Here is a 25122-nt window from a genome sequence, read left to right as displayed (position 1 = left end):
AATCCCTCTTCGCCACCAGTTCCGGCGGCTACCTCACCCGCAGCAACTGGCGGTCGACCTTCCGCCGCGCCGCCAACGCCATCAGCCTCCCGGCGGTCCGCCGCACGAGCTCCGCCACACCGGAACGACGCTGTCCCGCTGCCACCGGCGCGACCACCAATAGGCTGATGCCCCGGCTCGGCCACTCCTCCCCCGCCGGGACCCTGCTCGACCAGCACGCCGCCGACGACCGCGACGCCGAGATCGCCCGTGCCCTCGACGCCATGCTGCGCGTAGTACGAAACCCACCGGATGACGACCCGAAGCAGGACGAATAGCAATGACATGTCGGGGTGGGTCACGCGTGGGTCACGCCGAGACCCTGGGTCATGAGTGGGTCACGAGCCCTCAGCCGGAGGACAGAAGGGCCAGCTGAGCAGCACATTTACTACAGGAGGCTCCCGCCTTCCAAGCTGGCCATGCCGGTTCGATCCCGGTCACCCGCTCCACATCCTGAACAGCTCCTGACCGGCTTCTGCCCAACTCAGCTAAGCCTGGCAACGGCCTCACTGGCGCTTGGCGTACGAACTCAGTTGGCGTGTCGGTGTCCGTGCAGCAAGCTGATCCCGGCCCACACGAACCAGGCGATGAATCCCAGCCCGAAGATGGCTCCGGCATAGTCAGCTGCCTGCGGCACGAGGGTCCACGCGCCGGCCAGCCCCACTGCGATGCCCAGCGCGCCGAGGTAGCGGCTCAGTGCCCCTGTCCGCATACCGGCGAGACTGACCAGGAATACCCAGGCAGCGCCGACGATCTCGATGCCGCCGCCCAGCGCGTCTTGCACCACGCTGACCGACGACCATGTCGACACGGCGGTGACAGGGTCAGCCGCCGCGAGCTCGATGACGGCGCCCTGCCCCGCGAGCGCGATGAGGCCACTGGCGGACAAGAGGCCGGCCCAGAGGAGGCCCACGGCGGCCGCCGTCTGTGACAGGCCGTGGGCTGCTCGGCGGAGCCGGTCATGCACCCCGATCACGAGACTGACCAAGGCTGCTCCGCCGACGAGGTAGAGCACCAAGTGCCAGGTGTACATCGCCGCCTGGTGGTCGAGCAGGAACGCCAGGGAGCGCGCGGGATCGCCCTGTGCTTCGAGGAACCCTGCCGGCGCCAGGTAGGCGCCCAGGACGCCGAAACCGACGACGTACGTCGCCGCCTTCACGAGGCTCGCGGTGCCGCCTGCGCGCTGGAGCCCGGACGAGGTCCGGGATGCGGTGGGTGAAGGGGTTGAGGTTGTTGTCGTCATGGTGACCACCGTCCCGCCGGAGGCGCGGCCGGCACATCGGCCTCGAGGCCGGACCTGTACTGGCCGAAAGGCGGACCACGGTGGCGATGTGGCCCATGGCGCGGCCGACGCTGCACCGTGGGCTCACATGGTGATCACCAGGGCGGCGCTGCGAATCGTGTGGGCCGGGCCGCGAGCCCCGGCGCCCGCCCGCGCTCGCGGTGGGACGTCGCCGTGGACAGCCCACGGCTCCAGCGTCCCGTCGACCCGGCTGTGGCCTCGGGGCTTGCGAACGAATCAGGTGTCGACGCGGCGCGTCTCGTAGGCCCACATGACGATCTCGACGCGGTTGCGGGCATTGAGCTTGCGCATCAGGGCGGCGATGTGGGTCTTGACGGTGCTGAGGCTGATCGACAGCTCGTCGCCGATCTCGCTGTTGGTCCTGCCTCGGGCGGCAGCGAGCAGGACCTGTTCCTCCCGAGAGGTCAGCGGCTCGACGGGCTCGGGTGGCATGGGGCGCGAGCGCTTGTCGACGAAGGAGGACAGGAGCCTGGCGGTGATGTTGGGTGCGATCAGGGCGTCGCCGCGGGCGGCGGCATGCACGGCCTGGGTGAGCAGTTCGGCGCCGGCGTCCTTGAGCAGGAACCCGCGGGCGCCTGCCTTCAGCGCGCCGTAGACGTACTCGTCGAGGTCGAAGGTGGTGATGACGACGACGGCCAGGGGATCGGCGATGTCGGCTCCGGCGAGCTGCCGGGTGGCCTCGATCCCGTCGACGTCCGGCATGCGGATGTCCAGCAGGCACACATCGGGACGGAGCGAATGCGCCATGGCGATCGCCCGTCGGCCGTCAGCGGCCTCGCCGACGACGGTGATGCCTGGCTGGGCGTCCAAGATCATGCACAGCCCCGCCCTGACGATGTCCTGATCGTCAGCGACGAGCACGCGGATAGTCATGACGCACGCACCGTCAGAGGCAGCGAGGCGTCGACGCTCCAGCCGCCGTCGGGTTCAGGTCCCGCCTGGAAGGTGCCTCCGAGGAGGCTCGCCCGTTCCGCCATGCCGCGCAGCCCGTAGCCGGCGGGCGTGGGGCTGGCCCTCCTGGCCTCGCCGTCGTCGTGCACTCGCAGGCGCACCTGGCCGCGGGATGCGGTGACGTCGATGGTGACGTGGGTAGCCCCGGATGCGTGCCGGGTCGCGTTGGTGACCGCCTCGGCGGCGATCAGGTAGAGGGCGGTGCTGACTGCTGAGTCGACGGCCTCGACGTCATTGGAGACCTGCACGCGGACGCCCAGCACCTCGCCTCCGGGGCGAGCGAGCCGCTCGATGTCCGCCACGCCCCGGCGGGGGGCGACATCGGCGTCCGTTCCGTCGCGCAGCACACCCACCAGCGCCCGCAATTCCTTGAGCGTCCGGGACGCCTCTTCCTCGATGGTGATCAGGGTGGCCAGCGCGCGCTCAGGATCTGCAGCCGACAGCGCGCGACCTGCCTGCGCCTGGACCGCGATCGCCGAGACGCGGTGCCCGACCGTGTCATGCAGCTCGCGGGCCAGTTCGTTGCGCTGGCGCAACCGCACCTGCTCGATCTCGCGGACGCGGCTGCTGGTGCTGTAGCGCACTGCCGCGCCGAGCGCGGCCGAGAACAGGAAGAAGCCGTAGCCGGCGACCCACTCCGCAGGTGAAGCCGGGGTCGCGATGAAGGTGACGGGTAGCCAGACGAGGATGATGCCGAGTCCGAGGGCAGCCTCGCGACCTGCCCCCCAGCGCAGGAGGGCGTAGGGCAGTACGAGCACCCCGGCGATGCTCTGCAGGCCGGTGGCATCGACGGCCACGATCCTCGCGATGTCGAAGGCAAGGAGGGCTCCGAAGGCGACGGCGACCGCGGCCAGCGGGCTCGTGCGCCGCCACAGCAGGCACGCTGCCACGACGAGGCTGACGCTGACGACCAAGGGCGCCCATGCCTTGTCCTCGCGCAGCAGCATCTCGACGAACGAGCTCGCGACGAGAACCGCCACCAGAGCCCAGTCCCGCCAGACTCGCGCCGGCGGGTCCGCGGGGCGCGACTCGGCCCACAACGCAGCCAGCATGCTTCCCCCTCCCGGCCAACGTAGAGGGGCCGCCGCCCGGGCGGATCAGCCGAAAGTACTGCGGATGCCCCGTCCCTGCGGCCAGGACAGCTGGAGCCCGCAGGCGGATGTGTCGCCTGTCAACGCTGGCCATGGTGAGGACATCGACTGAGCCGACCTGGCCAGCTCGCCAGCACACAGGAGAAGTGATGACCAGAAGCAGCACAACCGCCGGGGCATTCCAGCAAGCGCAGCTCCCGGTCCAAGCGAAGCTCGCAGCGGCCTGGACCAGCTTCATGTTCCTCTACATCTACGTCGACTACCTCCACCTGTACAAGCCCGGGAGCATCGACGAGATCCTGGTCGGCGTCGTCCATGAGTTCGAGACCGGCCCGACCTTCGTCGGCCTTGCGCTCACGCTCATGGCCATCCCGATCCTCATGATCTTTCTCTCCACGACACTGCCCGCCAGTGTCAACCGCGCCACCAACCTCGTCGTGGCAACGCTCTACATCCCCGTCTCGATGTACAACGTGGCCGGCGAGGAGTCCTGGTCGTACTCCTACTTCTACGGCCTCTCCATCGGACTCGAGGTGCTGCTCCTGGCCTTCATCCTGCGCGCCGCATGGACGTGGCCCCGGAGCACTCGAGCCACCGCCGGCCGCGACCTCGCCCAGGCCCGGGTGTGACGCTCGAGGCAGGCCCGGTGCCCGTGGTCGGTGACAGCAGCTCTGGTGAGCAGCGACTGGGGTTCCTGTGGTCGAGCCGGTGACCGTCTCGCGGAGGGTCGGTGCTCCCCGCACCCGGCCGCGATCTGTCGACGACCGCGATGACGTGGGACCCGTCCAGGCCGACGAGCCGATCCCAGCGGCCGCAGTAGCAGGGATCAGGACATGAGCGCGGGCGAGCACACGCCGTAGGCTCGGACACCATCGAGGCCTTCCGGTCAGGTCGCCTGGCGCTCCTTGTCGACGGCACCTGAAACTGACCCCCTGGCGGCAGGGGGTCAGCTTTCGCCCGCCGTTGACACTCCTGATCCTGGAAGGTCTCGACCCCTTTCCGGCCTCACTAACGCGCGCGAGTCCTCACACCCGCCGCAGGTATGAAGAGCCCCTTCTCTTGTAGATCGGGGATCCCGGCAGCAGAGCGGCGGCTCGTGCTCGCCGGTGAGCCGCTGGCGGGAGGTGCGGGCGCTTGTCACAGGCCGAGGACCAGGCGCAGCGCAGCGTCAACCTGGCGCAGTTCATCGAAGCTGAGGTGCCCGACCTTCTCCCCCAACCGCTGCGGATCCACGGCACTCGTCTGCTCAGCCAGCACCCGGGTCGGACGCCCCTCGATGGACACCTCAGGACGGAACGTGGCCGCGCGTGCCGAGGTGGACGTCGGAGCGACCAGCCAGGTCGACAGCGGCAGCAGGGCGGACTGGACGACGACCGCGTAGCGGACGCCGGCCTGCTCATGTCCCCGGGCGCCCCGGGGTGAGCGCAGCCGGTGCACCTCACCACGCACGCAGCGTGGCCATGTCCCGAAGGACCTGAGCCGCCTCGGCACGATCCGTGTCATCGGCGACCAGCGCAACAGCCTCTGCGCGCAGCCTGTCCTGCGCTGCCGTCTTGGCGGCTTCGATCAGAGCTGCTCGAACGGCCGTGGAGACGGAGGTGCCATCTTGCGTCAGAACGGCCAACGCCCGGCGGGCGTCCTCATCGGGACGGAAGGTGATCGTTTCAGCCATCCCTACAGCGTCTCACAAATCGTAAGACGTAGGGCCGAGCTTCTGGAGGCACCGCGGAGGCGAGCCGATGCTGAGGCACACGGAAGGCACGAACGCTGCCAGCCAAGCCACTGACCAGCGAAGACATGCCTCAGAGGTCCAAGCCTTCCAAGCTGGCCATGCCGGTTCGATCCCGGTCACCCGCTCCACGCAAAGCCGCAGGTCAGTGCGCCTGTTAGGGCTCCTGGAGAAGGTCTGGAGGACCCTCCGCAAGGCCCGATGCGACCCCTTCTTGACCCCTGTTTTCCGCTCCATTGGTCATGTTCTGGTCACGCCGGGCGGCTCATACGGCGAGGTCGCAGCCTCACGTCAGCCCCCTGGCGCCGCGTGACCACACTGTGGTCACGCGGTGAGCTCGAGGCCGCGCCGAGCGGCGATCCATCGCGCGATGTCCTCCACTGGCACTGCAACCCGCTCGGCTGCTGCCCGGCTGTAGATGACGAGGGCGACGACGGCGTACTGCCCCACCGGGGTCTGCCACCAGCCGGCGTCGCTCAGGAGATCGGGCTGCCGGCCGCCGCGGATGCAGGCGGCTGCGAGTAGTGCGGACCGGCTGTCGCGGTGCTCGACGCGGCCGCGGAACGTCACCGAAACCAGCCGCCGGCGTGCCCATAGTGTGGCCGCCGCCTTGCTCCAAGTCCTCCGAGCCGGTGCACGCCGGTGCTGCTCCAGGACTCTGTGGCCGGCCGCCTCGATAGCGTTGCGAGCATGGATCGGCGCTATCAGGTGTTCATCAGCTCCACGTTCTCGGACCTTGTCGACGAGCGCCGCGAGGTCATGCAGGCGTTGCTCGAGATGGACTGTCTGCCTGCTGGCATGGAGCTGTTCCCCGCCGGCGACACGGACCAGTGGACGCTCATCAAGGGCGTCATCGAGCAGAGCGACTACTACCTGGTCATCGTCGGCGGCCGATATGGGTCGATGACCGCGGAAGGGATTAGCTACACCGAGAAGGAGTATGACTACGCAGTTGAGCTCGGCGTTCCGGTAATGGGATTCGTCCCGGCTGAGCCTGACAAGATTCCGGTGGGCAAGACCGATCGGAACGACGCGGCCGCGGAGAAGCTCGCCGAGTTCCGCAAGAAGGTCCAACTCAAGATGACGAAGGACTGGAAGAACGCCGAGGACCTCGGATCCAAGATCACGCGCGGTCTGATGCACCTGATCAAGACCAACCCGCGACCGGGATGGGTGCGCGGCGACCGGGCCATGACGGCAGAGACACGCGCTGAGATCGCAGAGCTGCAGGCAAAGATCGCGCAGTTCGAGAAGAAGGAAGCCGAGAACTCAACGACAGAGCCGACGCAGATCGATGAGCGCTTCGCCTACGGTGACGACAAGATCGAGCTGGACCTCGTCCACAGCGGCTATTACGGCGGAAGTCAGTCCGAAGACGGCGACCTTACCTACACCTGGGACGAGATCGTTGAGGTGTTGGGCCCTTTCATGATCGATGAAGCGCCCGAGCCCACTCTGCGGGCGACGTTCAACAACCACATGCTGCGCGAGATTCAAAGCGACGCCGACGGCAACTGGGGTAGGGGTTGGCACCGTGAGTCCGCAGAGATCTCCGACAGGGCGTGGGGAGCGATCATCGTCCAACTCCGAGCACTGGGCATCATCACGACCGGGACAAAGAAGCGGACCGTGAGCGACAAGTCCGTCTACTGGAGGCTCACTCCGGCCGGCGACCAGTACCTGGTGTCGCTGCGAGCGATCCCCAGCGCCGTCATTCAGGTGGACTAGAACGCTTCGCCGGGCGAGTGCCCTCTCTACTCCGCGCCGTCCTTGCCGAACTTGGCTGCGCCGTCGCGCAGTCCCTTGAGGGCTGCGTAAGTCTGGCAAGAGCGTGCGCGACCGCCGGCGCTGGGCGACTCGTGAGCACTACGGCTGGCGATCATCACCTGGATCGTGCGCACGTATCACCAACGTCCGCAGGCAACCCCGACTCGGCCGGCTCACCCCGATCGAGTACGAGACACTCCCCACCGCCGCTACCGCGGCCTGACCGCCCACCCGACGAGTCAACTGGAGTGGGGGCAGTCCCCTTCGCCATGAGCACCCACCCGAGTCGCTAGAGCTTGGACTGATCCGCCATTGGTGGGACGCCTAGCAGTACGCGATCCTGACTGCGTGCCATTCATCGAGGGCCGTCCCGACCTCGTTCGTCCCTGGAACCTCCCTCGCCTCGCTCGGGAGGGCGCCGGCGAGTGGGTGGTTATCCAAGCGCTGCGGGAGCAAGCAGTCCCGCCTGTCGTCCCCCGGCTCAAGGTGGGCAAGTACCTGATCGACGCAGCATGCTTTCCGGTCGCCTACGAGGTCTGGCGGTCCAAGAACTACCCGCACAAGGTCACCAGCCAGCGCCAGCGCATCGTCGACCTCATCTCGGCCTGGTGGACGGTCAGCTACCTCCACACTCAAGTCAGCTCTGAGGGCTGTCTGGGACGGCCAGATCCTGCCGGCCCTTGGTCGACTGAGGTTCCTGGCCGCCATCGGCGAGGCGCCAAGCTACGTCCATGCGCACCACCGAGTCTTCGACGCCGGCTTCGTCCAAGACGGCCAGCTCGTCATGGAGCAGTACGGCCAAGGAGAGTGGGGACAGACCGAAGCCCTCCAAGACGCCGAACTGCAGAGAAAGACCTGAGGCGTCGTGACGCTGCCCGGCGCAGGTACTGGCAGAAGCACCACGGCACGGAGCCACCGTCCAGAAGAGCCGGAAATGGCCGGGAATGACGGAACCCCCGGCCGATCAGGGCCGAGGTTCCCGTGCACGCCATTTGTGCAATGACTAGCTTCAGTAGGGTCGAATCAACTGAATGGGAGCATACGACATGGATGAGTCACAATGGGAAGCGACCGCTGATCTCACTGAGCCACCCGTCGAAGTCCCCGTGGACCTTGTCGACGCTCTAGACCCCGCCCAAGTGGGTGCGTGGGTTTGGGTGAAGCGAGAGGAGGTCCGCCACGGGCGACCGTTACTCAAAGACGAAGTCAGAGCGATTTCAAATCAACAGCAATTGTCCCGCAGTGTCGTCATGATCGCCGTGTCGCTGTATGACGACGGCCTGCTTGTTGAGCCGGAAGAGGTTCTTCAGCCGATCGATGCGGCGACGGGTGCGCCGCCGGTTACTCTAACCCACGATCCCAAGATCGTGGGTCCAGCCGACGTCAAGGGCCACGTGCTCTACAGACATCTGGCCGAAGACGGCTCGTTGCTCTACGTCGGCGTGACCGAGGACATCAAGAAACGTCTTAAGGCTCATCGACGGGCGTCCTGGTGGACCGACGTCGCCGAAGTTCACATTGAACCCATGGCCTCCCGCGCAGATGCGCTCAGAGCGGAACTGGAGTTCATCCTGTCCGAGCACCCGGCTCACAACCGATCCGACGCCGCCTACCGGACAGACACGGTGCTCAAGCGGGAGCTTTCCGAGTGAGCATCAAGATGCTGACCTCGAAGACTGCGTATGACCCGGGCACGAGGTCCAGATTAACCCCATCTCCGTGTCTGAGGCGTCCGAGGAGGAGCCGGACGAGGACCGGTCGAAGGGTGACCAGCCGAAGAAGTACACCAACCTGCGTGCTCAGCACTGGTGGGAGGCCCGCAACGCCTTCCGGGAGCGCGAGTACGAGCTGAGCCAGCTCGACGACGTCACCCTCAACGAGCTGACCTTCCCGAAGTGGAAGCTGCAGAACTGCAAGATCCTCATCGAGCCGACCGAGGACATCCGCAAGCGCCTCGGCCGCTCCCCCGACAACGCATCGAGTGCGCTGCTTGCCATGACCGAGTCGGAGCCGGCGCACGAGGTGACGCAGCGCAAGACCAAGGACACCCGCAGGCGCCGACCTCGGTAGCCATACGATGGCGTTCCGCAACGAACGGGACGGTGCTGGTGCTCGACATACCCAGGGACCAAGCTCTCCGGAGCCCTGCGGAGGTGCGAAGGCTGGTCGAGGCCGTCGTCAACGCCAACCCCAACGACGAGAGCCGCAGCGTCGAGTGGAAGAGCACGCTGGACCTGAGCCACAGGAACGGCGCCTTCCACATCGCTCGTTGCATCCTCGGCCTGGCCAACCGGCACCCCCCACACGCTGAGCACGAGTTCGGCGGCGTCGGTTACATGATCGTCGGCGCGGAGCCCAACAACCTGGTCGGCATCACCCCGATCGATCCGGTAGACCTCGACAACAAGCTCAGCCCGTACTTGAGCACGCGGCACCCGTCGTGGTCCTCGCAGTACATCAGCATCGATGGCAAGCAAGTACTCGTCGTCTTGGTGGAACCGCCGAAGTGGGGCGACGAAATCTGGCAACTCCGAAAGGAGTGGAGTGACGGCAAGCGCGTGATGTCAGTGGCCACCATCTTCGTTCGGGGGCTAGCCAACACGGCACCAGCGGACGACGGCGACCTTGACAAGTTGCAGGAGCGCTTGCTTCGTCGAGCAACGGAGACACCACGTCTCGACCTGGACGTGTCCTACGAAGGACCGCCCCTCGTGCGGTTGGACTCAGGCGCGGAAGCAGTCGCTAGGTGGATACAGGCACGTGGCGATCTTCTGCGCGCGTGGACGCTCAACGAACGTGATGAACGCATCGTCGGCCTGCACCTAGCCGAGTGCAAAAGAAGAATTCGCGGTCTCTACCTGCGCCGCCTGGCGATATTCGGTCAGGACCTACAAGTCATCGTCCGCAACCCAACGACACGGAACCTGCCCCAGGTTCAGATCGTCTTGTGGTCATCCGATCCCGGCTTCCTGAAGGCCATGCACGGAAACGAAGCCCTGCCGGACAGGCTCCCGCTCCCCCCTCAGGGGGGCGGTGTGCTGGGTCTGACATCCGGACTCGAGTTGCCGACGGGGGAGACCGAAGTCGAGATCGAACCCACACACATAACCATCGAGAACTTCTTCGAAAAGCCGCCTATCGTCAGACTGCTCCTTGGCGACGTCCGTCCACACGGGGAAGAGAAGTCAGTCAGCTTCTACCTGTTCGCCAAGCGGGACGCAGGAGACGCCATTAAGTTCAACTACAGGCTCACGTCCACCGGCGTGGACGCTGTTCAAGAAGGAACATTCGTCTTCCCGGTCGCCCCCGAGATTTCGTCACTCGAGCGAATCGTTACGATCGACGAGAGGATGGGATGACGGGTAGCCTGGCCATCGTGGGGCTAGCTGAGTTCCTCCTTCCCTCGGAGAAGGGCGCCCTGCGCCGAGGTGTCTGAGTTTTGTGGCGTCAAACGGTGAAAAGCGCCGTGAGTCAGAACCGAAGGGTGGCCGCCCACTTTTGTTAGCTTGCGACCGGTCAGGTAAGGCAGAGCGGGTAACCACTGCCACCCCTCGAGGTCGGGGTCATTGATTCCTGGCCACATAGTGGAGTGGAGCAGTTGGTAGCTCGCCAGGTTCATATCCTGGAGGCCGCGGGATCGAGACCCGCCTCCGCCACCAGGGCCTGGTCGATTCATGGCCAGGCGGGAGCGGCTCAGTGGAGAGACGAGGCGCCACGATGCTCGGTGCGGGTCCGACGAGCACTTAGCTCTCCTTTGCTTGCGTTCGCTGCGGAACTGGAAACTCTTGCCGGACCATCCCCCGAAGAGCGTCACCACAGGGATGACGAGCTGTAACAGCAGTTCCTCCACTGGGCGACGGTACTCTCACGTTCTGGCGCTGACTACTCACTGCCGGTGATCCAGTTGACGCAAGCCCCAGGCGCCCCTAATGCCCCTCAGTTCGAGCGCATCGCTTTGGGCGTGGCTGCCGCAACGAGCTGGTGCAATCTCATCTAGCCCTTGCCTCGCACGTAGTTCCACATCGCCCGCATGCCGAATCCGCAAGCGGCGAGGATGCTGCCAGTGGCGATGACGAACGTCTCTCCGGTGACCTGGTCAACCGGATGGAACTCCGGGATGGTGTTGCCAAGGACTCCCAGAGCGGCGCCAGTGAACAGCAGGGGCAAGTCGAAGCCCTTCTTCGACTCGTTCATGGCGGCGATAACCCCAGCTGTCACCTGGTCGGGGCCAACCTGGGGCGAACTCTGCTGGCGAGCGATCGTGACGGAGAGGTCGGCAAGGCGGATGCCGTAGGCAGTCACTCGATTCGACAGCGCAGTTTCGCCCGTTGCTGAGAACTTGGACTTGAGCTGCCCGGTGTTGATTCGGAGGCGAAGCTGCAGGGTGCGGGGAGGGTGTCCCCCCGTCACCTGAGGCTCAAGGTCTCGGCCTGGCGCATGGCCTCATTGGCCTGCTCGCCAGTCACACCTGCTTCAGCCAACAACTGCCAGTAGAACGCTGCATGCTCCTGGTACGGCGTTTTGCGGACCGCAAGCCTGCCAACTATGACCATGACGCCAAATAGGACGACAGCGAGCGCCAGAAACGCACCAACCCATACAGTCCCAAGGTCGGCCACGATGGCTAGCTGCACCATGGTAAGGAAGAGCCCGGCCATAAGGCTGCAGAAGCAGGCGTAGACCCAGACGGTGACTCGGACCCTGTGCCGGCTGGACCGCGCCTGCTGGTACGCAAGCAGGATGGCTTCCTTGTCGACCCTCGGCGGCGCCGGCTCGGGTAGCTCCAGCTGGCCTGGGCCAGGGACAGGGAGGGGCACTTCGGCCCCAATGACCGGTCTCACGCCGAGGAGTCGAGTTAAGGCCTCGACGTCGTAGGCCGGCAGCAGGTTAACCACCACGCTTTCACCGACTCGCCCGACGTCCCGCCCTGCGGCGAGCGCCTCGTTGACCGCCTCGTCGACCCGCGCTGACACGGACGCCCTATCCGTCCGGCGGCTTGAGTGCCGGAGCTCGACCTGCAACGGCCCGGCCTTGACGCTCAAGGTGAAGGCTTCAGAGGCTGCGAACACCAGCGCGACAGCGCCGACGACGGCAGCCGTCAGCCCCACAAGCAGCCAGTCCACCTAGCGATCGTAAGGCTCTGACGCCTCCTGAGGCACTCTGGACACTCCCGTCCCCCTAGCTAGTCAACTACTCTCTCCCCCGGTCCGGCCCGCGGCGGCCGTCCTCATGGCTGAAGCGCTTTTCAGATAGCCATTCGGGACTGCCCTTCGGCCTTGCCGTTGGTCCAAGGGCAGTGCGGTCGGATCAACTTCTGCCGGCGCCGATCGCCGTTGCTGCGGCGGCGAAGTCCCGGGACCTGCGGTAGTTGAAGGCGTTGTCGGTGATGACTCGCTCGATGGTGATGCCATGCCCGGCGTAGAAGGGCGGCGGGCGGATGAAGAAGCCGGCGCAGGTGGCGCCCTTCTCATCGCCCAGGATCTCGGCGTAGGCCAGCCGAAAGTGATCGTCGACGGCGGCGTGGACGTAGTCGTAACCCAACCCGCGGGCTGAGCTGGGACGGGTGCCACGGCCGTGGGCGCGCCAGGCGCCGCCGTCAGGGATGCGTCCGAGCTTCTTCACATCGATGTGGACCAGCGAGCCGGGCCGGTCGTGTTTGTAGCGGTTGGCGCTGCGCCGGCAGGCGCGGATGACCTGCCCGGTCACCGGGTCACAGGCAGCCAGCGGCGGGGCCTGGTGTCGGCGCAGCACTCGCCCGACCATCGAAGCCGGCATATTCACGTGCGCCCCGATCGCGACCGGTCCGGAGCGGGACAGGAGCCGGGAAATTCGGATCCGGGTCTCGGTGCACGCCGGGGTGCGCCTGGGATGGCGGCGGGCATGGCTGGACCGGGTCGACGAGACCGGCCTTGCCCTCGGCCCGCCACCTGCCCCACCACTTGTAAGCACACGCCCGGGAGACACCCATCTCCGCGGCCACGTGCGCCGGTGGGCGACCGGAGGCGATCCGTTGGACCAGGACCAATGGGCCCGGCAGGAGTCAGCCGGGCACTAGCGTGGGACACGAGCGACCTCCGCGGTCGGGATGGATGCCGTCAGACAGCTCCACACCTGACCCGGAGGTCCCTCCTCACATCAAGATCGACCGCTCACAACGCGGTGCACCAACCTGTCCGGTCAGTACAGCTAGGCCTTGAGCAGTCCTCGGCCCGTCCATCGTCCGGCTGATCGCCCAAGCGCACCTGCGTCTCCGACGCCGCCGCTCGAGCCCTTCGATCGGTACTGGTGGAATCAAGATCGCGGGCCGTCACACCTCATGCACTCCGGCGCAGCTGACTCGTTGTGACGAGTTCGCCGACGCCGACAGGCGGAGCTAGGCCGCCTCGCCGGGGTGTGTGCTCCTGCCTTTCGAACCAGGGCAGTCCGGTCACCAGATGACTTCCACGGCGCCGGTCTCAGCGACCGCGGCGATGGCGCGATCCTTCGTGCCCAGCGGAGCCCCGTGATCGATAGCCGCAGAGTTGATTAGTTGATTAGCCGTTCTCACGGGTCGCGGAGTGCGGCCAACTCCGCGGAGTCGAAGTGGGCCACCGCTGGGGCCGTGATCGGGACCGCGCTGGTGATCGAGCTCGGGTCCTCCGTGACCGCCCAGATGCGTCGGACGTCGTCTGGGCTGAACCGGCCGGCTCGATGGAGGTAGTGCAGGTCAAGTCGGCTCGCCAGGGAGACGGCGATGCCGCCGTCGGGGTGGAACTGGGCCCGCTCGAGCGTTCCCGGGCCGCGTACTCAGGCGCTCGTCGGCCCCGAGGAATTAGACGAGTGCATGTCGTGTCAGCGACGAACCTCACCGATCGGCAGAGGTCGGGCCCGACTCGACGTCCTCCACTGCGAGGCGGCTGGCAGCTTCGAAGTCCTTCCATAGCACCTGACGGACCTCCCCCGGAGCACGCCATAGACCCGGCGGATCTGCGGACGTTCGACCTGGGCCACGATGCGCAGGTGCGCGCCCCGGCTACACCATCGCGCGCAAGCTCCTCGGGTGCGATGCCGCCGTCAGTACCCACCACGACCTCGAAGCCCGCGTCCGCACTCATCGCGTCGAAGGGTCACACGGTCAGACGCCGAAGGAAGGACGACCGGAGGATCACCGGAGGTCCACAGGAGGATCACCGGAGGATCACCGGCGACGCTAGATCCCATGACGACGCGAGCGGCACAGGATCGGCATTCCGACCGCGACCCGCTCCTGACCGTCGCGCAGGCCGGCGAGTACCTCGGTACCGGCGAGCGGTTCATTCGCCGGCTCATCACCGAGCGCCGGATCGACTACGTCAAAGTCGGCAAGTATGTGCGCCTGGAGCGCTCGACGCTAGACGCCTTTGTGGATTCCGGCCGCGTCCACAGCCAGCGGTGATCGTCGACGACGCGAGCTGAGGTACCCGTCAAGGTCTCGACGTGGCCAAGCGGACGTTCGGGTCGGTCGACCGGCTTCCGAGTGGCCGCTACCGCGCCCGGTACCTCGGCCCTGATGGTCGGCGCCACACCAAAATCTTCGGCACCAAGGCCGACGCCTGGGCGTGGCTGGCAAGTCAGCAGACCGACCTCCTGCGGAAGAGCTGGCGAGCGCCGAACGCCAGCAGCCGCGCCGTCGGCGAGTACGCCGAGGACTACCTTGCCCGCAATGACCTCCGCGAGGGCACCCGCGTCCTCTACGCCGGCCTGTGGCGTCACCACCTCGCCGAGCCATGGGCGGACGTTCCCGTCGGCGAGGTCACCCCCGCCGCCGTCCGCTCCTGGCACGCCAAGGCCGGCCGGACGACGGGCCCGACAGCACTGGCGCAGTCGTATCGGCTCCTGCGCGCCATCCTCAACGTCGCGGTGGCCGACGAAGCCATCGCGTCCAATCCATGCCGGTTGCGGGGCGCCGGCACTCCCAAGGCCACCCGGCCGTCTCGCGCACTCACCGCCGCAGAAGCACTGCAGCTTGCCGACCAACTGGGGCGGGACCGGAGGACCGCTCGCTACCGCGCCCTGCTGCTCGTCCTCGCCTTCGGCGGGCTCCGGTTCGGTGAAGCCACGGCCCTGCGCCGATCCGACGTCCTGTCTGGCGGCCGGCTGCGCGTCGAGCGTTCGGTGCGACGCGTTGGCGGCCGGTGGGTGCTCGGCGAACCGAAGACCGACGCCGGACACCGGACGGTGACCCTCCCCGCCGCGGTCGCGGCGGTACTGGAGGAGCACCTGGAGAAGCACGTCCCGACTCCTCCGGACGCCCTCCTGTTTGGCACCAGTACCGGCGGCTACCTTGCCCGCAGCAACTGGAACTCCACCTTCCGCCGCGCCGCGGACGCCATCGGGTTGCCGCCGGTCCGGCCACACGAACTCCGTCATACCGGCGCCACCCTGGCCGCTGCTACCGGAGCGACCACGAGAGAGCTCATGCGTCGGCTCGGTCACTCCTCCCCCGCCGCCGCGCTCCTCTACCAGCACGCCGCCGACGACCGCGATGCCGACATCGCCCGGGCCCTTGACGCCATGCTCGGTGCTATCACCAAGGCACCGGAGAGCAACGGCGACCAGCGGCCGGAGTGATGCCGACCGAGAGGCGATTGGTCACATAGTGGTCACGTGGACCCTCTCGGGGAGCTCAACGAGCCGCTGACCAGCGCCTATAGGTCTACATCGCCCCGCCTTCCAAGCTGGCCATGCCGGTTCGATCCCGGTCACCCGCTCCACCGCGTTGTCGCGGGCATCGTCGAGCGGCGTCCCCAGGCAGGTCCGGCGCCGACCGGCCACCCGCGACGACGCATCCGCCGTGGTCTTCCGCGGAGTCGCCGTGCTCGCCGCGATCCTCGCCCGGCTGACCGGTCGAGCAGACGCGCCCCGGTTGGCGTCCGGTCGAGGCTCGTCCTGTCCGGTGCCGTGCGCGAGCACGCGCCTGATCAACTGCCGGCGGTACCACTCCTGGATGGCCTGGTCCCGGTGGGTGAGGGGCTTGGCGATGTCCTCGCTCCGTGCACCGGTCCCTCGCGACGCGCAGCGCGAGATCTGCGAGTCGCCCGTGGTCCGTCACACCGCAGGCCTCACCGCGCGCGCTGGCACAGCACACCCGGCACCTGGCGACGACCGGCAGGTCCGTGCGGGGGTGGGCCGGGCGCATGCCTCGTGGTCGATCACGACGGTGACCGGCCGCGCGTGGAGCTGGACCAGTCGGCCGGCAGGTCGCGATCCTCCACCGGTCGGCTCCTCCAGAGCTGCGGCGGTCCAGTCGTGCGGGCCGATCCTCGGTCACCACGCCGTCCTGACGCGGTCGAGAACGATCACAGGACCAGTCGACGGGAGTAGCTTCGCGGCAGCGGACCGTTGGGCGGTGGTGCCGGTGGGGAGCGCTGCGGACATCCATGCCACCACGTCCGCGTGGCATGACGACTGGCCGGCGGTAGGCGGGTTCGACGACCTCGTCCGGATGGTGGACGGCCTGTCCCAGGGCGTCGCCCTGCTCACGCCGGATCTGCACGTCCTGCACGTCAATCCCGCGGGGTGGGCGCTCGGAGATGCCGGACACGAGGCGCTCCCGGGTCCGGCGGCACCGCACCGGACCGCGGTAATCACCGTGCCTGCGCGGGGGGTGCACTCCGCCAGGGGCAGTGGGCGACGGGAAGTCGAGTACTCCGACGTCCCACTGGACGTCCAGGGCCAGCGCCTGGTCGTGCGGGCGTTCCGGGACGTCACCGAGGAGCGTCGCGCGGTGCGCTGGCAGGCCACGCTGACCCATCTGGCGGCACAGGTGGCGCTGGCGGAGTCGCTGGAGGCGACCCTCGACACCGTCGCCGCGTGCCTGTTGGAGGCAACGGAGATGACCGGCTGCGCCGCCATCGTCTTCGACGGCGAGCCCGCCCGGTTGCGCGTCGCGGGGACAGCCGGTCTCCCGGCGGACTATGCCGACCGCTTCCGGCGGGCACTGGCCGACGGCAAGGAGGCCCTGCCGTCGGTGGCCGCATTCCGGAACCAGCAGACGGTCGTGGTCGACCGGGCCCGTGAGGACCCGGTGCTGCGTTGGTTGGAGGACCTCGACGGTGATCTGGACTGGCGGAGCATCGCGTCCTTCCCGATGGTCGCCCGCAACCACCCGGTCGGCGCCGTCAAGACCTTCTGGCCAGGTCCGCCGCCGGACGGCGACGAATTGCGGTTCCTCGCCGCCGTCGCCGACCAGGCCGCCACGGCCGTCGACAACGCCCGGCTGTACGCCGACGCCGCCGCGTCCTCCCGCCGGGACGAGGGGCTCATCGCGGCCGGGCTGGCACTGGCCTCCGAGCTGTCCCTCCCGGCAGTGCTGACCAAGATCGTGGAACTGGCGTGCGACGTCGCGGACGCCCGGTACGGCGCGGTGGGGGTGCTCGGCCGGGACGGTCGGCTGGAGGACTTCATCACCCACGGCCTCACGGAGGACCAGCGCGCCGCGATCGGAGCCCTGCCCATCGGCCGAGGGATCCTGGGCGCCCTGACCTCCGATGCCCGTCCGCTGCGTCTGGGCAGCATCCAGAACGACCCGCGGTCGGTCGGTTTCCCGCCGCACCACCCACCGATGACCTCGTTCCTGGGGGTGCCGATCACGGTCCGCGGACGGATCTACGGCAACCTCTACCTCACCGAGAAGCGCGGCCCGTCGGGGTTCACCGACGGCGACGAGCGCGCCGTGGTCACCCTCGCCGCGCAGGCCGGCGTCGCGATCGAGAACGCCCGGCTCTTCGCCGAGGCGCAGCAGCGCCTGGCGCTACAGGCCCGGCACCGCCTGGCGCGCGAACTCCATGACTCGGTCTCCCAGGCCCTGTTCTCGATGACGCTGGAGACCCGCGGCGCGCAACTGCTCCTCGAACGAGCAGGCCTACCACCCGAAGGACCGCTGGGTGAGCGGCTGGGCAACCTGCGCGCATTGACGCAGGGTGCGCTCGCCGAGATGCGGGCGCTCATCTTCGAACTGCGACCGGAGGCACTGCGGGAAGAGGGTCTGGCCGCCGCGATCCGCAAGCAGGCCGAGGGGGTCAGCGCGCGTACCGAGATCCGCGTCGAGGTCCGAGCGCCGAAGCGGCCGATCCCGCTGCCGGGCGATGTGGAAGAGCAGGTCTACCGGCTGGTGCAGGAGGCCCTCGCCAACGTCGCGAAGCACTCCGGGGCCCGGAGCGCGGTCGTGCAGCTGCGTCGCCGGAACAGCGGCCAGGAGTTGCTGGTCGACGTGACGGACGACGGCGTGGGCTTCGACGCGTCCACGCCCCAGCCCGGACACCTGGGCCTGCGCACGATGGCGCAGCGGATGGAACAGCTCGGCGGCTCCCTCGTGGTGGACACCGGACCGGGGCGGGGCACCCGGGTGTCGGCCGTGATCCCGCTGACCACACCCGGGAGCACGCTGGCGGTGCCGGCCACGTCACCCGTGTCGGACGCGCGATGACCGCCCCTGAGCCTGCCGACGAGCGGATCCGCGTCTGCCTCGTCGACGACCACGCGGTGGTGCGCCGCGGGCTGCGCAGCTACCTCGAACTCGTCGACGACGTGGAGGTCGTCGGCGAGGCCGCCGACGGACGGGCAGCACTCGACCTGGTCGCCGCGTTGGTCGCCGAGGGGGAGCCTCCGCACGTGGTCCTCATGGATCTGCTCATGCCCGGCACGGACGGGGTCACCGCGACGCGGCTGCTGACCCAGCGGTACGACGGCATCGCCGTCATGGCCATGACCAGCTACAGCGAGGTCGACCGGATCCGCGGTGCGCTCGAGGCAGGCGCCTCCGGCTACCTGCTGAAGGACGCCGAGGCCGACCAGGTCGTCGACGGCATCCGCAAGGCCCGCCGCGGTGAGATGCCGCTGGGAGCGGCCGTCTCCCGGCAGCTGGCCCGGGCCTTCAGCGCACCCGGCCGGGCCGTGGCCGAGCCCCTCACCGCCCGGGAGCACGAGGTCCTCGTCCTGCTCGCGGCCGGGCTGTCGAACCGGGAGGTCGCCTCCCGGCTGGTGATCAGCGAGCGCACCGCCCGCACCCACGTCAGCAGCATCCTCGACAAGCTGGGGCTGCGGTCGCGCACCCAGGCGGCGCTGTACGCCGTCCACCAGGGCCTGGTACCGGTGACCCCCCGGTAGACGAGCCTCGGCCGTTCCTCCCTGCCACGACAGGTCATTGCGCCGGTGACGCGGAGCCGGTCGCGTGCTGAGCTGAGGAGCACTCCGGATCCAGGCGGTGCAGCGATGAGGGTGCTGGTTGCCGCTCGCGACGTCCGCGTCCGCAGGTCCCTGTCCAGCCTGCTGGAGCTCCACGGGGACCGGGTCGTCGGTACGACGGGTACGCCGCGGCTGCTCGCGCAGCTGGCCACCGACCTCGCTCCGGATCTCGTGGTCCTGGAGCTGAGCCGGCGCGAGCACGCGCAGGACCTGCTCGTCGTCGCCGAACTCGCCCGTCGCGGACGAGCCGTGATCGCCGTGTGCAGCGGGCGCATCTCGATGACCGCCGTCCTCCGCGCCGGCGCCAGGGCCTGCCTGGACGAGGACGTCGAGTTCCCGGACCGACTCGCCGAGGCAGTCCGCTCGGTGACCCCACCGCCGCTGCCGGCACCCCCGCGCTGACCGCAGGACGCGTACTGCAGCGGGCCTACGACAAAGCGCCCGTCCGGACCGGTCATCACGCCGATGTGCCCCGGCACGAGCCGGCGCCAGACTGCATGCCTCATCTCAGGGCGTGCTCACGCCCTCCTCCGCGGAGGCCGGAATGACCGAGAACCGCACCCCCTATCCCGTACGTGTCGACGCTTCCCTGGACCCGGCGCTCTCCCGCTGGCTGTGGCTGGTGAAGTGGCTGCTCCTGATCCCCCACGTCGTCGTGCTGTTCCTCCTGTGGGTGGCGTTCGTCGTCATCACGGTGATCGCCTTCTTCGCGATCCTCTTCACCGGCCGCTACCCACGATCGCTGTTCGACTTCAACGTCGGGGTCCTGCGCTGGTCCTGGCGCGTGCACCACTACGGCTACTGGGCGCTCGGGACGGACCGCTACCCGCCGTTCACCCTGGCCGACGTGCCGGACCACCCCGCGCACCTCGCAGTGACCTACCCCGAACGGTTGTCCCGAGGACTGATCTTCGTGAAGTGGCTGCTGGCCATCCCGCACTTCCTCGTCCTCGCCGTCTTCGTCGGCGGAGGCGTCTGGCTCGGCACGCGGGCCGGTGAGACGAACGACACCTGGGACGACGGCTCGACCGCCGGGTGGAGCCTCGTCGGGCTGCTCGTGCTGATCGCCGCGATCACGCTGCTCTTCACCGGCCGCTACCCGAAGCCGCTCTACGACTTCGTCCTCGGCATGGACCGCTGGGCGCTCCGGGTCACGGCCTACGCCGCGCTGATGACCGACCGCTACCCGCCGTTCCGGCTGGACACCGGCGGCACCGACCCGGCCTCGGTGCCACCCGGGCCGACACCACCGGCGATGCCGACCGCGCCGCCGCCGACCCCGGCCGCCTCCCCGCGCTGACACCCCCGCACGACGGGACGCGCGGCGCCGCCCGCGACCTCCGCTCACCGCCACCACCAGGAGCGCCACATGACGGTCAGCCCCTCGTCCCTCGTCCGAGCCAGCGGGGCCGCCGCGATCGCCGCGGGCACGCTCTTCGTCGGGGTCCAGCTCGGCCACCCCCCGCTGGACACCACCTCGATCACCACGACCGAGATGGCGGTCCGCAACTCCCTGAAGGTCCTGATGGCCGTGCTGGCGCTGGTCGGGATCACCGGCATGTACCTGAGCCAGGTCCGCCGCAACGGGGTCGTCGGCCTCGTGGGCTACCTGGTCCTGGCAGCGGGCTACCTGCTCATCACCAGTTCCACCTTCGCCCTGGGGTACGTCCTGCCTCCCCTCGCGGAGACCGAGCCGGCCTTCGTCGGCAACGTCCTCGCGACCTTCACCGGGGACGCCGCCGCGGGCGACGTCGGCGTGCTGGGGACGCTGTTCCAGCTGCAGAGCGCCTGCTACCTGTCCGGTGGCCTCGTGTTCGGGATCGCGCTGTACCGGGCCCACGTCCTCGCCCGCTGGGCGGCCGTCCTGCTCGCCGTGGGTGGCCTGGTCAGCGCCGTCCTGGCCCTGATGCCCGATGCCCTCTACCGGCTGATCGCCTTCCCCAACGGCATCGCGCTGATCGGCCTCGGGTACTCCCTGTGGCGCACCTCGCGCCAAGCCGACGCCCGGCCGGTCGCCGTCGAGGATCGCCCCGGTCGCACCGCGGTCCGATGACGCGCTGGCGGACGTGGCGGGTGACGATCGCCCTGGTGGCGCTCGGCACCGTCCCGGTGGTCGCCGGCGCGCTGCGCCTCGTCGAGCTGTCCGGCGGCACGCAGGCGATCCCCTCCGACGCCCGCTACCACGCGACGCCGCTGCCGGTGGTGCTGCACATCACCTGCGCCGCCGCGTTCGCGGTCGTGGGCGCCTTCCAGTTCGCGCCACGGCTGCGCCGGCACAGCTGGCACCGCCGGGCCGGGCGGGTGCTGGTCGTCGCCGGACTGGGCGTGGCGCTGTCGGCCCTGTGGCTGAACCAGTACGTCCCACGGGAGGGCGCCACCCGCGAGGTGCTGTACCCGCTGCGGCTGGCGTTCGGCGTGGCGATGGTGGTCACCCTCGTCCTCGGCCTCCGCGCCGCCCGACGTCGCGACACCACACGCCACCGGGCCTGGATGATCCGCAGCTACGCCATCGGCCTCGTCGCCGGCACCCAGGTCTTCACCCTGGGCATCGGCGGGGCGCTCCTCGGCACCGGCGACCTGACCACCGCACTCCTGCTCGCGGCCGCCTGGGGCATCAACCTGGCCGTCGCCGAGGGAGCCATCCGTAGCCGGCCACGCCGCCGCACCCCAGCGCCAGCGATGCGAGCGGCGGTGCCCTGACCGACCGCGAGGTCGAGGCGATGGATCCCCGTGCTGCAGCAACCACCCGTCCACCACCACGTGAGAACGGAAGGTCCCGATGAGAGCTACCGAGCCCGGCTCCCTGAGTGCGCCACCGGTCGGCACCGGCAGACCCTCGATGCAGGCGATCGTCCAGGACCGGTACGGGCCCGCACCGGAGGACGTCCTGCGGCTCCGCAACACCGACCGGCCCACGGTCGGGGACGACGACGTACTCGTGCGCGTGCACGCCGCCAGCGTGGACCGGGGCACGTGGCACATCATGGCCGGACTCCCCTACCCCATCCGCCTCGCCGGCTTCGGGCTCCGCCGACCGAAGTACGCGAGCCCCGGCCGCAGCCTCGCCGGAACGGTCGCCGCGGTGGGCGCCGACGTGCGCGGCTTCGCGCCGGGCGACGAGGTGTTCGGCATGTCCACGAGCACGTTCGCCGGCTACGCGGTCGTGCGGCCGGACAAGCTCGCCCTGAAGCCTCCGGGTCTCTCCTTCGACCAGGCGGCGGCCGTGCCCATCTCCGGGTCCACCGCCCTCCAGGCCGTCCGGGACCACGGTCGGGTGCAGGCCGGGCAGCGGGTCCTGGTCATCGGCGCCTCCGGCGGCGTGGGCACCTTCGCCGTCCAGATCGCCAAGGCGGCGGGGGCCGTCGTGACCGGCGTGGCCAGGACGGCGAAGGTCGACGCGGTCCGGGCGCTGGGCGCCGACCACGTCGTCGACTACACCCGCGAGGACATCACCGATCAGCAGGAGCGCTACGACGTCATCCTCGACGTCGGCGGCAACCGCCCGTTGTCCGTCCTCCGCCGAGCCCTCGTCGCCAGAGGACGCCTCGTGATCGTGGGCGGCGAGACCGACGGGAGGTGGCTCGGCGGCAGCGACCGCCAGGTCCGGGCGGCCGTGCTGTCCAGGTTCGTCGGCCAGCACCTGGGCACCTTCGTGGCCTCGGAGAACGCCGGGGACCTGGTGGCACTGCGCGAGCTGATCGACGCCGGCGCGGTCACGTCCGCGGTCGACCGGGTCTACCCGCTCGCCGAGACCGCCGCGGCCATCCGCCACCTGCTGGACGGGCGCGCGATCGGCAAGATCGTCATCCACGTCGCGCCTGGCAGCGCATAGCCGCCCGCCGGAGGAGAGCCACGCCGTGACCCGGGACGAACCTGCCCACCCGGGCGGAGGTGCGTGCTGATCAACACCGTCGGCGGCTACTGGAACACCCGGCCCGTCACCGCCGACGGGCTCGAGCACACCTTCGCCCTCAACCACCTCGCACCGTTCCTGCTCACCGACCTGCTCCTCGACCGGCTGCAGCGGAGCGCCCCGGCCCGCGTGGTCACCGTCTCGTCCCACGCGCACACCGGCGGACGGATCGACTCCGACGACCTGCAGGGCCGGCGGTCCTACTCCGGCGCACGCGCCTACCACCAGTCCGAGCCGGCCCGCCGCCTGAGCGCCGAGCTGACCGGCCTCGTGGACGACGTGGCGGTCAGGCGTCGCGCCGGCGGAGCACCACCGGAGCCGCGGTGTGCGGTACGAGAGCGCAGGCGGCGACGACCTGGACGCCTGTCGTCGCAGTCGGCTCGCCGCGTCCGACCGTCGTCCGGCGCCGCCGACGGACCGTCGGCCGCTACCGTCCGACGACGTGTCCCCGGCCGCGGGATCCCGTCCCGGGATCATCATCGGCGGCGTCTGGTTGGCAGCTGCGCTCCTCCTCCAGTTGACCGCCGTCCTCGTTCTCACGAGCCGTCCCACCTGGCGGCCGATCGGTCTCCTGGCTGCGCTGCTGTCGATCGCGGTGCTCGTGCCGTCGGCCTCGATCGCGCTGGCCGGTCTCGTTGTGGACGCCGCCGCGCTCATCGCCGTGGCGGTCGCCGTCGCCGCGGCACACCGCACGCCGACGCCTCCGTCCGCCGGAGGGACGCGGTGACCCGTTCCGCGGTGCCCAGGGCGGCGCGGAGCGTGCGCCGGGAGTGGGACGTGCTGGGCCGCGCCACCGAGGCGCCGGAGGCCTTCGACCGTTCGATGCTCGCTGATGTGCCCGAACCGGCGCGCCGCTGGCTGACCCGTGCGGTCGCCCCGGGCACGCCGCTGTGGCAGTCGGTGGAGCTGTCGATGCGCGGTCACATCCGCATCGGCGCCTGGCGGCCCTTCACCGCGCGGCAGGTCCTCGCCCCGCCCCGAGGCTTCGTCTGGGCTGCGACGGCCCGGATCCTCGGCGTTCCGGTGGTCGGCTTCGACCGGCTCAGCTCCGGGTCAGGCCAGATGCGATGGCGGTTGGGAGGGCTGGTCCCCGTCATGTCCGCCACGGGGCCGGACGTCACCCGGAGCGCCGCAGGCCGTCTGGCCGGTGAGATGGTGCTGGTGCCGACGGCGTTCCGCGCCGCGACGTGGACGCCCGGTCCCGACGACGACCGGGTCGTCGTCACCTGGCGGATCGACGGAGAGGACGAGAGCGCTGAGCTGCACGTCGGCCAGGACGGGCAATTGCCGGGCGCCCTCATGCAGCGCTGGGGCAACCCGGACGGAGCCCCCTTCGGCCGCTATCCGTTCGGCGTGGCCATCGACGCCGAGCGGACCTTCGCCGGCGTGACCATCGGCTCGTCGCTCCGTGCCGGCTGGTGGTGGGGCACCGACCGCCAGGCCGAAGGGGAGTTCTTCCGAGCTCAGATCACCGACGCCGTGTTCCGCTGAGCCGCCGTGGTCCGATCGGCCCCAGCCGCGGCGCACCGCTGGCCGTGACCACGAGCCGGTCACAGGCGCCGCACGATGAGCCGGCGGCGAGGTGACCGGGGGCACCCAGCAGGCGATCGGCGGGGTGGTAGGCGCTGTCGGACCCACCCGCGCCAGGAGTTCCGCCAACGGGACGGCATCCCAGATGCCGCGACTGGACCGCCGCGGCCAGCCGCACGAAGCAGCGCGTCGTGGCGTGCCCAGCGGACTTCCAGGCGACGCTCGTCCAGCGAGGCGACGCGCCAGAGGTTTCTCACAGGCCGAGGACCAGGCGCAGCGCTGCGTCGACCTGGCGCAGTTCATCGAAGGTGAGGTGCCCGGCCGACTCACCCAAGCGCTGCGGGTCCACCGCAGTCGTCTGTTCGGCCAGCACCCGGGTTGGGCGGCCGTCGATGGACACCTCGGGACGGAACGTGGCCGCTCGGGCCGAGGTGGACGTCGGCGCGACCAACCAGGTCGAGAGGGGCAGCATGGGTGGCAGGTCGCGGGCGTTGGCGGACAGCCGGCCGGTGCGGGACCAGCGGTCGATCGCCGTGGTGAGTCGGTCGGCGAGGACTGGCATCTGGCCGGCGACCTGCTCCACCTGCCGACCCCG

The 25122-nt window shown here is 69.3% G+C and carries 28 protein-coding genes, 1 tRNA gene and 1 pseudogene; 19 read left to right on the top strand and 11 right to left on the bottom strand.

The features are described from left to right. Positions 1–167 precede the first annotated feature (167 nt). The gene (locus tag CHB98_RS21085; RefSeq protein ID WP_143425032.1) at positions 168–317 is read left to right on the top strand and encodes an integrase; all 150 of its coding nucleotides are present in this window, start codon (positions 168–170) and stop codon (positions 315–317) included. A gap of 251 nt (positions 318–568) precedes the next feature. On the opposite strand, the gene CHB98_RS09045 is transcribed toward CHB98_RS21085, so the two are convergent. From CHB98_RS09045 to CHB98_RS09035, 3 genes are all read right to left on the bottom strand, one after another. Next, complete coding sequence (locus CHB98_RS09045) at positions 569–1198, bottom strand: DUF4386 family protein (RefSeq protein ID WP_179224348.1); 630 nt, start codon at positions 1196–1198, stop codon at positions 569–571. A gap of 360 nt (positions 1199–1558) precedes the next feature. Next, the gene (locus tag CHB98_RS09040; protein ID WP_089305227.1) at positions 1559–2215 is read right to left on the bottom strand and encodes a response regulator; all 657 of its coding nucleotides are present in this window, start codon (positions 2213–2215) and stop codon (positions 1559–1561) included. Continuing rightward, entirely contained in the window at positions 2212–3273 is a 1062-nt protein-coding gene (locus CHB98_RS09035) for a sensor histidine kinase (RefSeq protein WP_245821026.1), read from the bottom strand. The genes CHB98_RS09040 and CHB98_RS09035 overlap by 4 nt, the downstream gene beginning before the upstream one ends. 260 nt (positions 3274–3533) lie before the next feature. Here CHB98_RS09035 and CHB98_RS09030 point away from each other — a divergent pair, with 260 nt between their 5' ends. Beyond that, on the top strand, positions 3534–4013 hold the full coding sequence (locus tag CHB98_RS09030) for a DUF6326 family protein (protein ID WP_089305310.1): 480 nt from the start codon (positions 3534–3536) through the stop codon (positions 4011–4013). 508 nt (positions 4014–4521) lie between these two features. Here the strand turns inward: CHB98_RS09030 and CHB98_RS09025 are convergent. From CHB98_RS09025 to CHB98_RS09015, 3 genes are all read right to left on the bottom strand, one after another. After that, positions 4522–4821, bottom strand: a complete 300-nt coding sequence (locus CHB98_RS09025; protein ID WP_245821025.1) for a type II toxin-antitoxin system PemK/MazF family toxin — start codon at positions 4819–4821, stop codon at positions 4522–4524. A gap of 1 nt (position 4822) precedes the next feature. Beyond that, positions 4823–5056, bottom strand: a complete 234-nt coding sequence (locus tag CHB98_RS09020; RefSeq protein ID WP_089305224.1) for a hypothetical protein — start codon at positions 5054–5056, stop codon at positions 4823–4825. A 381-nt stretch (positions 5057–5437) separates the two neighbouring features. Beyond that, positions 5438–5683, bottom strand: coding sequence for a hypothetical protein (locus CHB98_RS09015; RefSeq protein WP_089305223.1), 246 nt, complete (start codon positions 5681–5683; stop codon positions 5438–5440). A 72-nt stretch (positions 5684–5755) separates the two neighbouring features. On the opposite strand from CHB98_RS09015, the gene CHB98_RS09010 reads away from it, so the two are divergent. From CHB98_RS09010 to CHB98_RS08985, 6 genes and pseudogenes are all read left to right on the top strand, one after another. Continuing rightward, positions 5756–6841 (top strand): DUF4062 domain-containing protein, encoded by a 1086-nt coding sequence (locus tag CHB98_RS09010; RefSeq protein ID WP_089305222.1) that lies wholly within the window; start codon positions 5756–5758, stop codon positions 6839–6841. Positions 6842–6938: 97 nt separating this feature from the next. Beyond that, a pseudogene (locus CHB98_RS22310) lies at positions 6939–7103 on the top strand (IS3 family transposase); the annotation flags it as partial. A 1027-nt stretch (positions 7104–8130) separates the two neighbouring features. Next, positions 8131–8532: a GIY-YIG nuclease family protein gene (locus CHB98_RS09000; protein ID WP_089305220.1), complete on the top strand. Its 402-nt coding sequence runs from the start codon at positions 8131–8133 to the stop codon at positions 8530–8532. Between the two features lie 67 nt (positions 8533–8599). Further along, positions 8600–8950 carry a hypothetical protein gene (locus CHB98_RS08995; protein ID WP_089305219.1) on the top strand — a complete coding sequence of 117 codons (351 nt, stop codon included), beginning with the start codon at positions 8600–8602 and terminating at the stop codon, positions 8948–8950. Between the two features lie 32 nt (positions 8951–8982). Beyond that, a complete protein-coding gene (locus CHB98_RS08990; protein WP_089305218.1) occupies positions 8983–10239 on the top strand; it encodes a hypothetical protein in 1257 nt (418 codons plus the stop codon). Between the two features lie 224 nt (positions 10240–10463). Continuing rightward, a tRNA-Met gene (locus CHB98_RS08985) sits at positions 10464–10539 on the top strand. Positions 10540–10873: 334 nt separating this feature from the next. On the opposite strand, the gene CHB98_RS08980 is transcribed toward CHB98_RS08985, so the two are convergent. From CHB98_RS08980 to CHB98_RS23025, 4 genes are all read right to left on the bottom strand, one after another. Next, a complete protein-coding gene (locus tag CHB98_RS08980) occupies positions 10874–11182 on the bottom strand; it encodes a hypothetical protein (protein WP_089305217.1) in 309 nt (102 codons plus the stop codon). 104 nt (positions 11183–11286) lie between these two features. Continuing rightward, on the bottom strand, positions 11287–12003 hold the full coding sequence (locus CHB98_RS08975; RefSeq protein ID WP_089305216.1) for a hypothetical protein: 717 nt from the start codon (positions 12001–12003) through the stop codon (positions 11287–11289). Between the two features lie 184 nt (positions 12004–12187). Continuing rightward, positions 12188–12586, bottom strand: a complete 399-nt coding sequence (locus CHB98_RS08970; protein ID WP_179224346.1) for a DDE-type integrase/transposase/recombinase — start codon at positions 12584–12586, stop codon at positions 12188–12190. A 4-nt stretch (positions 12587–12590) separates the two neighbouring features. After that, entirely contained in the window at positions 12591–12905 is a 315-nt protein-coding gene (locus CHB98_RS23025; RefSeq protein ID WP_179224344.1) for a helix-turn-helix domain-containing protein, read from the bottom strand. 1173 nt (positions 12906–14078) lie between these two features. Here CHB98_RS23025 and CHB98_RS08960 point away from each other — a divergent pair. The 11 genes from CHB98_RS08960 to CHB98_RS08910 all read left to right on the top strand — a co-directional run bounded on the left by CHB98_RS08960 (position 14079) and on the right by CHB98_RS08910 (position 24488). Continuing rightward, positions 14079–14294, top strand: coding sequence for an excisionase family DNA-binding protein (locus CHB98_RS08960; RefSeq protein ID WP_089305213.1), 216 nt, complete (start codon positions 14079–14081; stop codon positions 14292–14294). Positions 14295–14335: 41 nt separating this feature from the next. Beyond that, complete coding sequence (locus tag CHB98_RS08955; protein ID WP_089305212.1) at positions 14336–15469, top strand: site-specific integrase; 1134 nt, start codon at positions 14336–14338, stop codon at positions 15467–15469. Between the two features lie 778 nt (positions 15470–16247). Next, positions 16248–18326: a GAF domain-containing sensor histidine kinase gene (locus tag CHB98_RS08950; RefSeq protein ID WP_089305211.1), complete on the top strand. Its 2079-nt coding sequence runs from the start codon at positions 16248–16250 to the stop codon at positions 18324–18326. Next, on the top strand, positions 18323–19006 hold the full coding sequence (locus tag CHB98_RS08945) for a response regulator (RefSeq protein WP_089305210.1): 684 nt from the start codon (positions 18323–18325) through the stop codon (positions 19004–19006). Before CHB98_RS08950 ends, CHB98_RS08945 begins: the two co-directional genes overlap by 4 nt. Positions 19007–19111: 105 nt before the next feature. After that, positions 19112–19486: an ANTAR domain-containing protein gene (locus CHB98_RS08940; protein ID WP_089305209.1), complete on the top strand. Its 375-nt coding sequence runs from the start codon at positions 19112–19114 to the stop codon at positions 19484–19486. Between the two features lie 142 nt (positions 19487–19628). Continuing rightward, on the top strand, positions 19629–20384 hold the full coding sequence (locus CHB98_RS08935) for a DUF4389 domain-containing protein (protein ID WP_089305208.1): 756 nt from the start codon (positions 19629–19631) through the stop codon (positions 20382–20384). A gap of 69 nt (positions 20385–20453) precedes the next feature. Next, positions 20454–21137 (top strand): hypothetical protein, encoded by a 684-nt coding sequence (locus tag CHB98_RS08930; protein WP_089305207.1) that lies wholly within the window; start codon positions 20454–20456, stop codon positions 21135–21137. After that, positions 21134–21784: a DUF2306 domain-containing protein gene (locus CHB98_RS08925; protein ID WP_089305206.1), complete on the top strand. Its 651-nt coding sequence runs from the start codon at positions 21134–21136 to the stop codon at positions 21782–21784. The genes CHB98_RS08930 and CHB98_RS08925 overlap by 4 nt, the downstream gene beginning before the upstream one ends. A gap of 139 nt (positions 21785–21923) precedes the next feature. After that, a complete protein-coding gene (locus tag CHB98_RS08920; RefSeq protein ID WP_089305205.1) occupies positions 21924–22916 on the top strand; it encodes an NAD(P)-dependent alcohol dehydrogenase in 993 nt (330 codons plus the stop codon). 523 nt (positions 22917–23439) lie between these two features. Beyond that, positions 23440–23724 carry a hypothetical protein gene (locus CHB98_RS21570; protein ID WP_179224342.1) on the top strand — a complete coding sequence of 95 codons (285 nt, stop codon included), beginning with the start codon at positions 23440–23442 and terminating at the stop codon, positions 23722–23724. Next, a complete protein-coding gene (locus tag CHB98_RS08910) occupies positions 23721–24488 on the top strand; it encodes a DUF6544 family protein (protein WP_218822303.1) in 768 nt (255 codons plus the stop codon). Before CHB98_RS21570 ends, CHB98_RS08910 begins: the two co-directional genes overlap by 4 nt. A 292-nt stretch (positions 24489–24780) precedes the next feature. Here CHB98_RS08910 and CHB98_RS08905 read toward each other — a convergent pair whose 3' ends face one another. Next, positions 24781–25110, bottom strand: a complete 330-nt coding sequence (locus CHB98_RS08905) for a type II toxin-antitoxin system PemK/MazF family toxin (RefSeq protein WP_245821024.1) — start codon at positions 25108–25110, stop codon at positions 24781–24783. Positions 25111–25122 lie beyond the last annotated feature (12 nt).

Origin of the sequence: Geodermatophilus pulveris, from assembly GCF_900188375.1 — a bacterium.
GTDB lineage: Bacteria > Actinomycetota > Actinomycetes > Mycobacteriales > Geodermatophilaceae > Geodermatophilus > Geodermatophilus pulveris.
The sequence above is the reverse complement of the archived record's forward strand: the minus strand, read 5'-3'. Positions and strand labels throughout refer to the sequence as shown.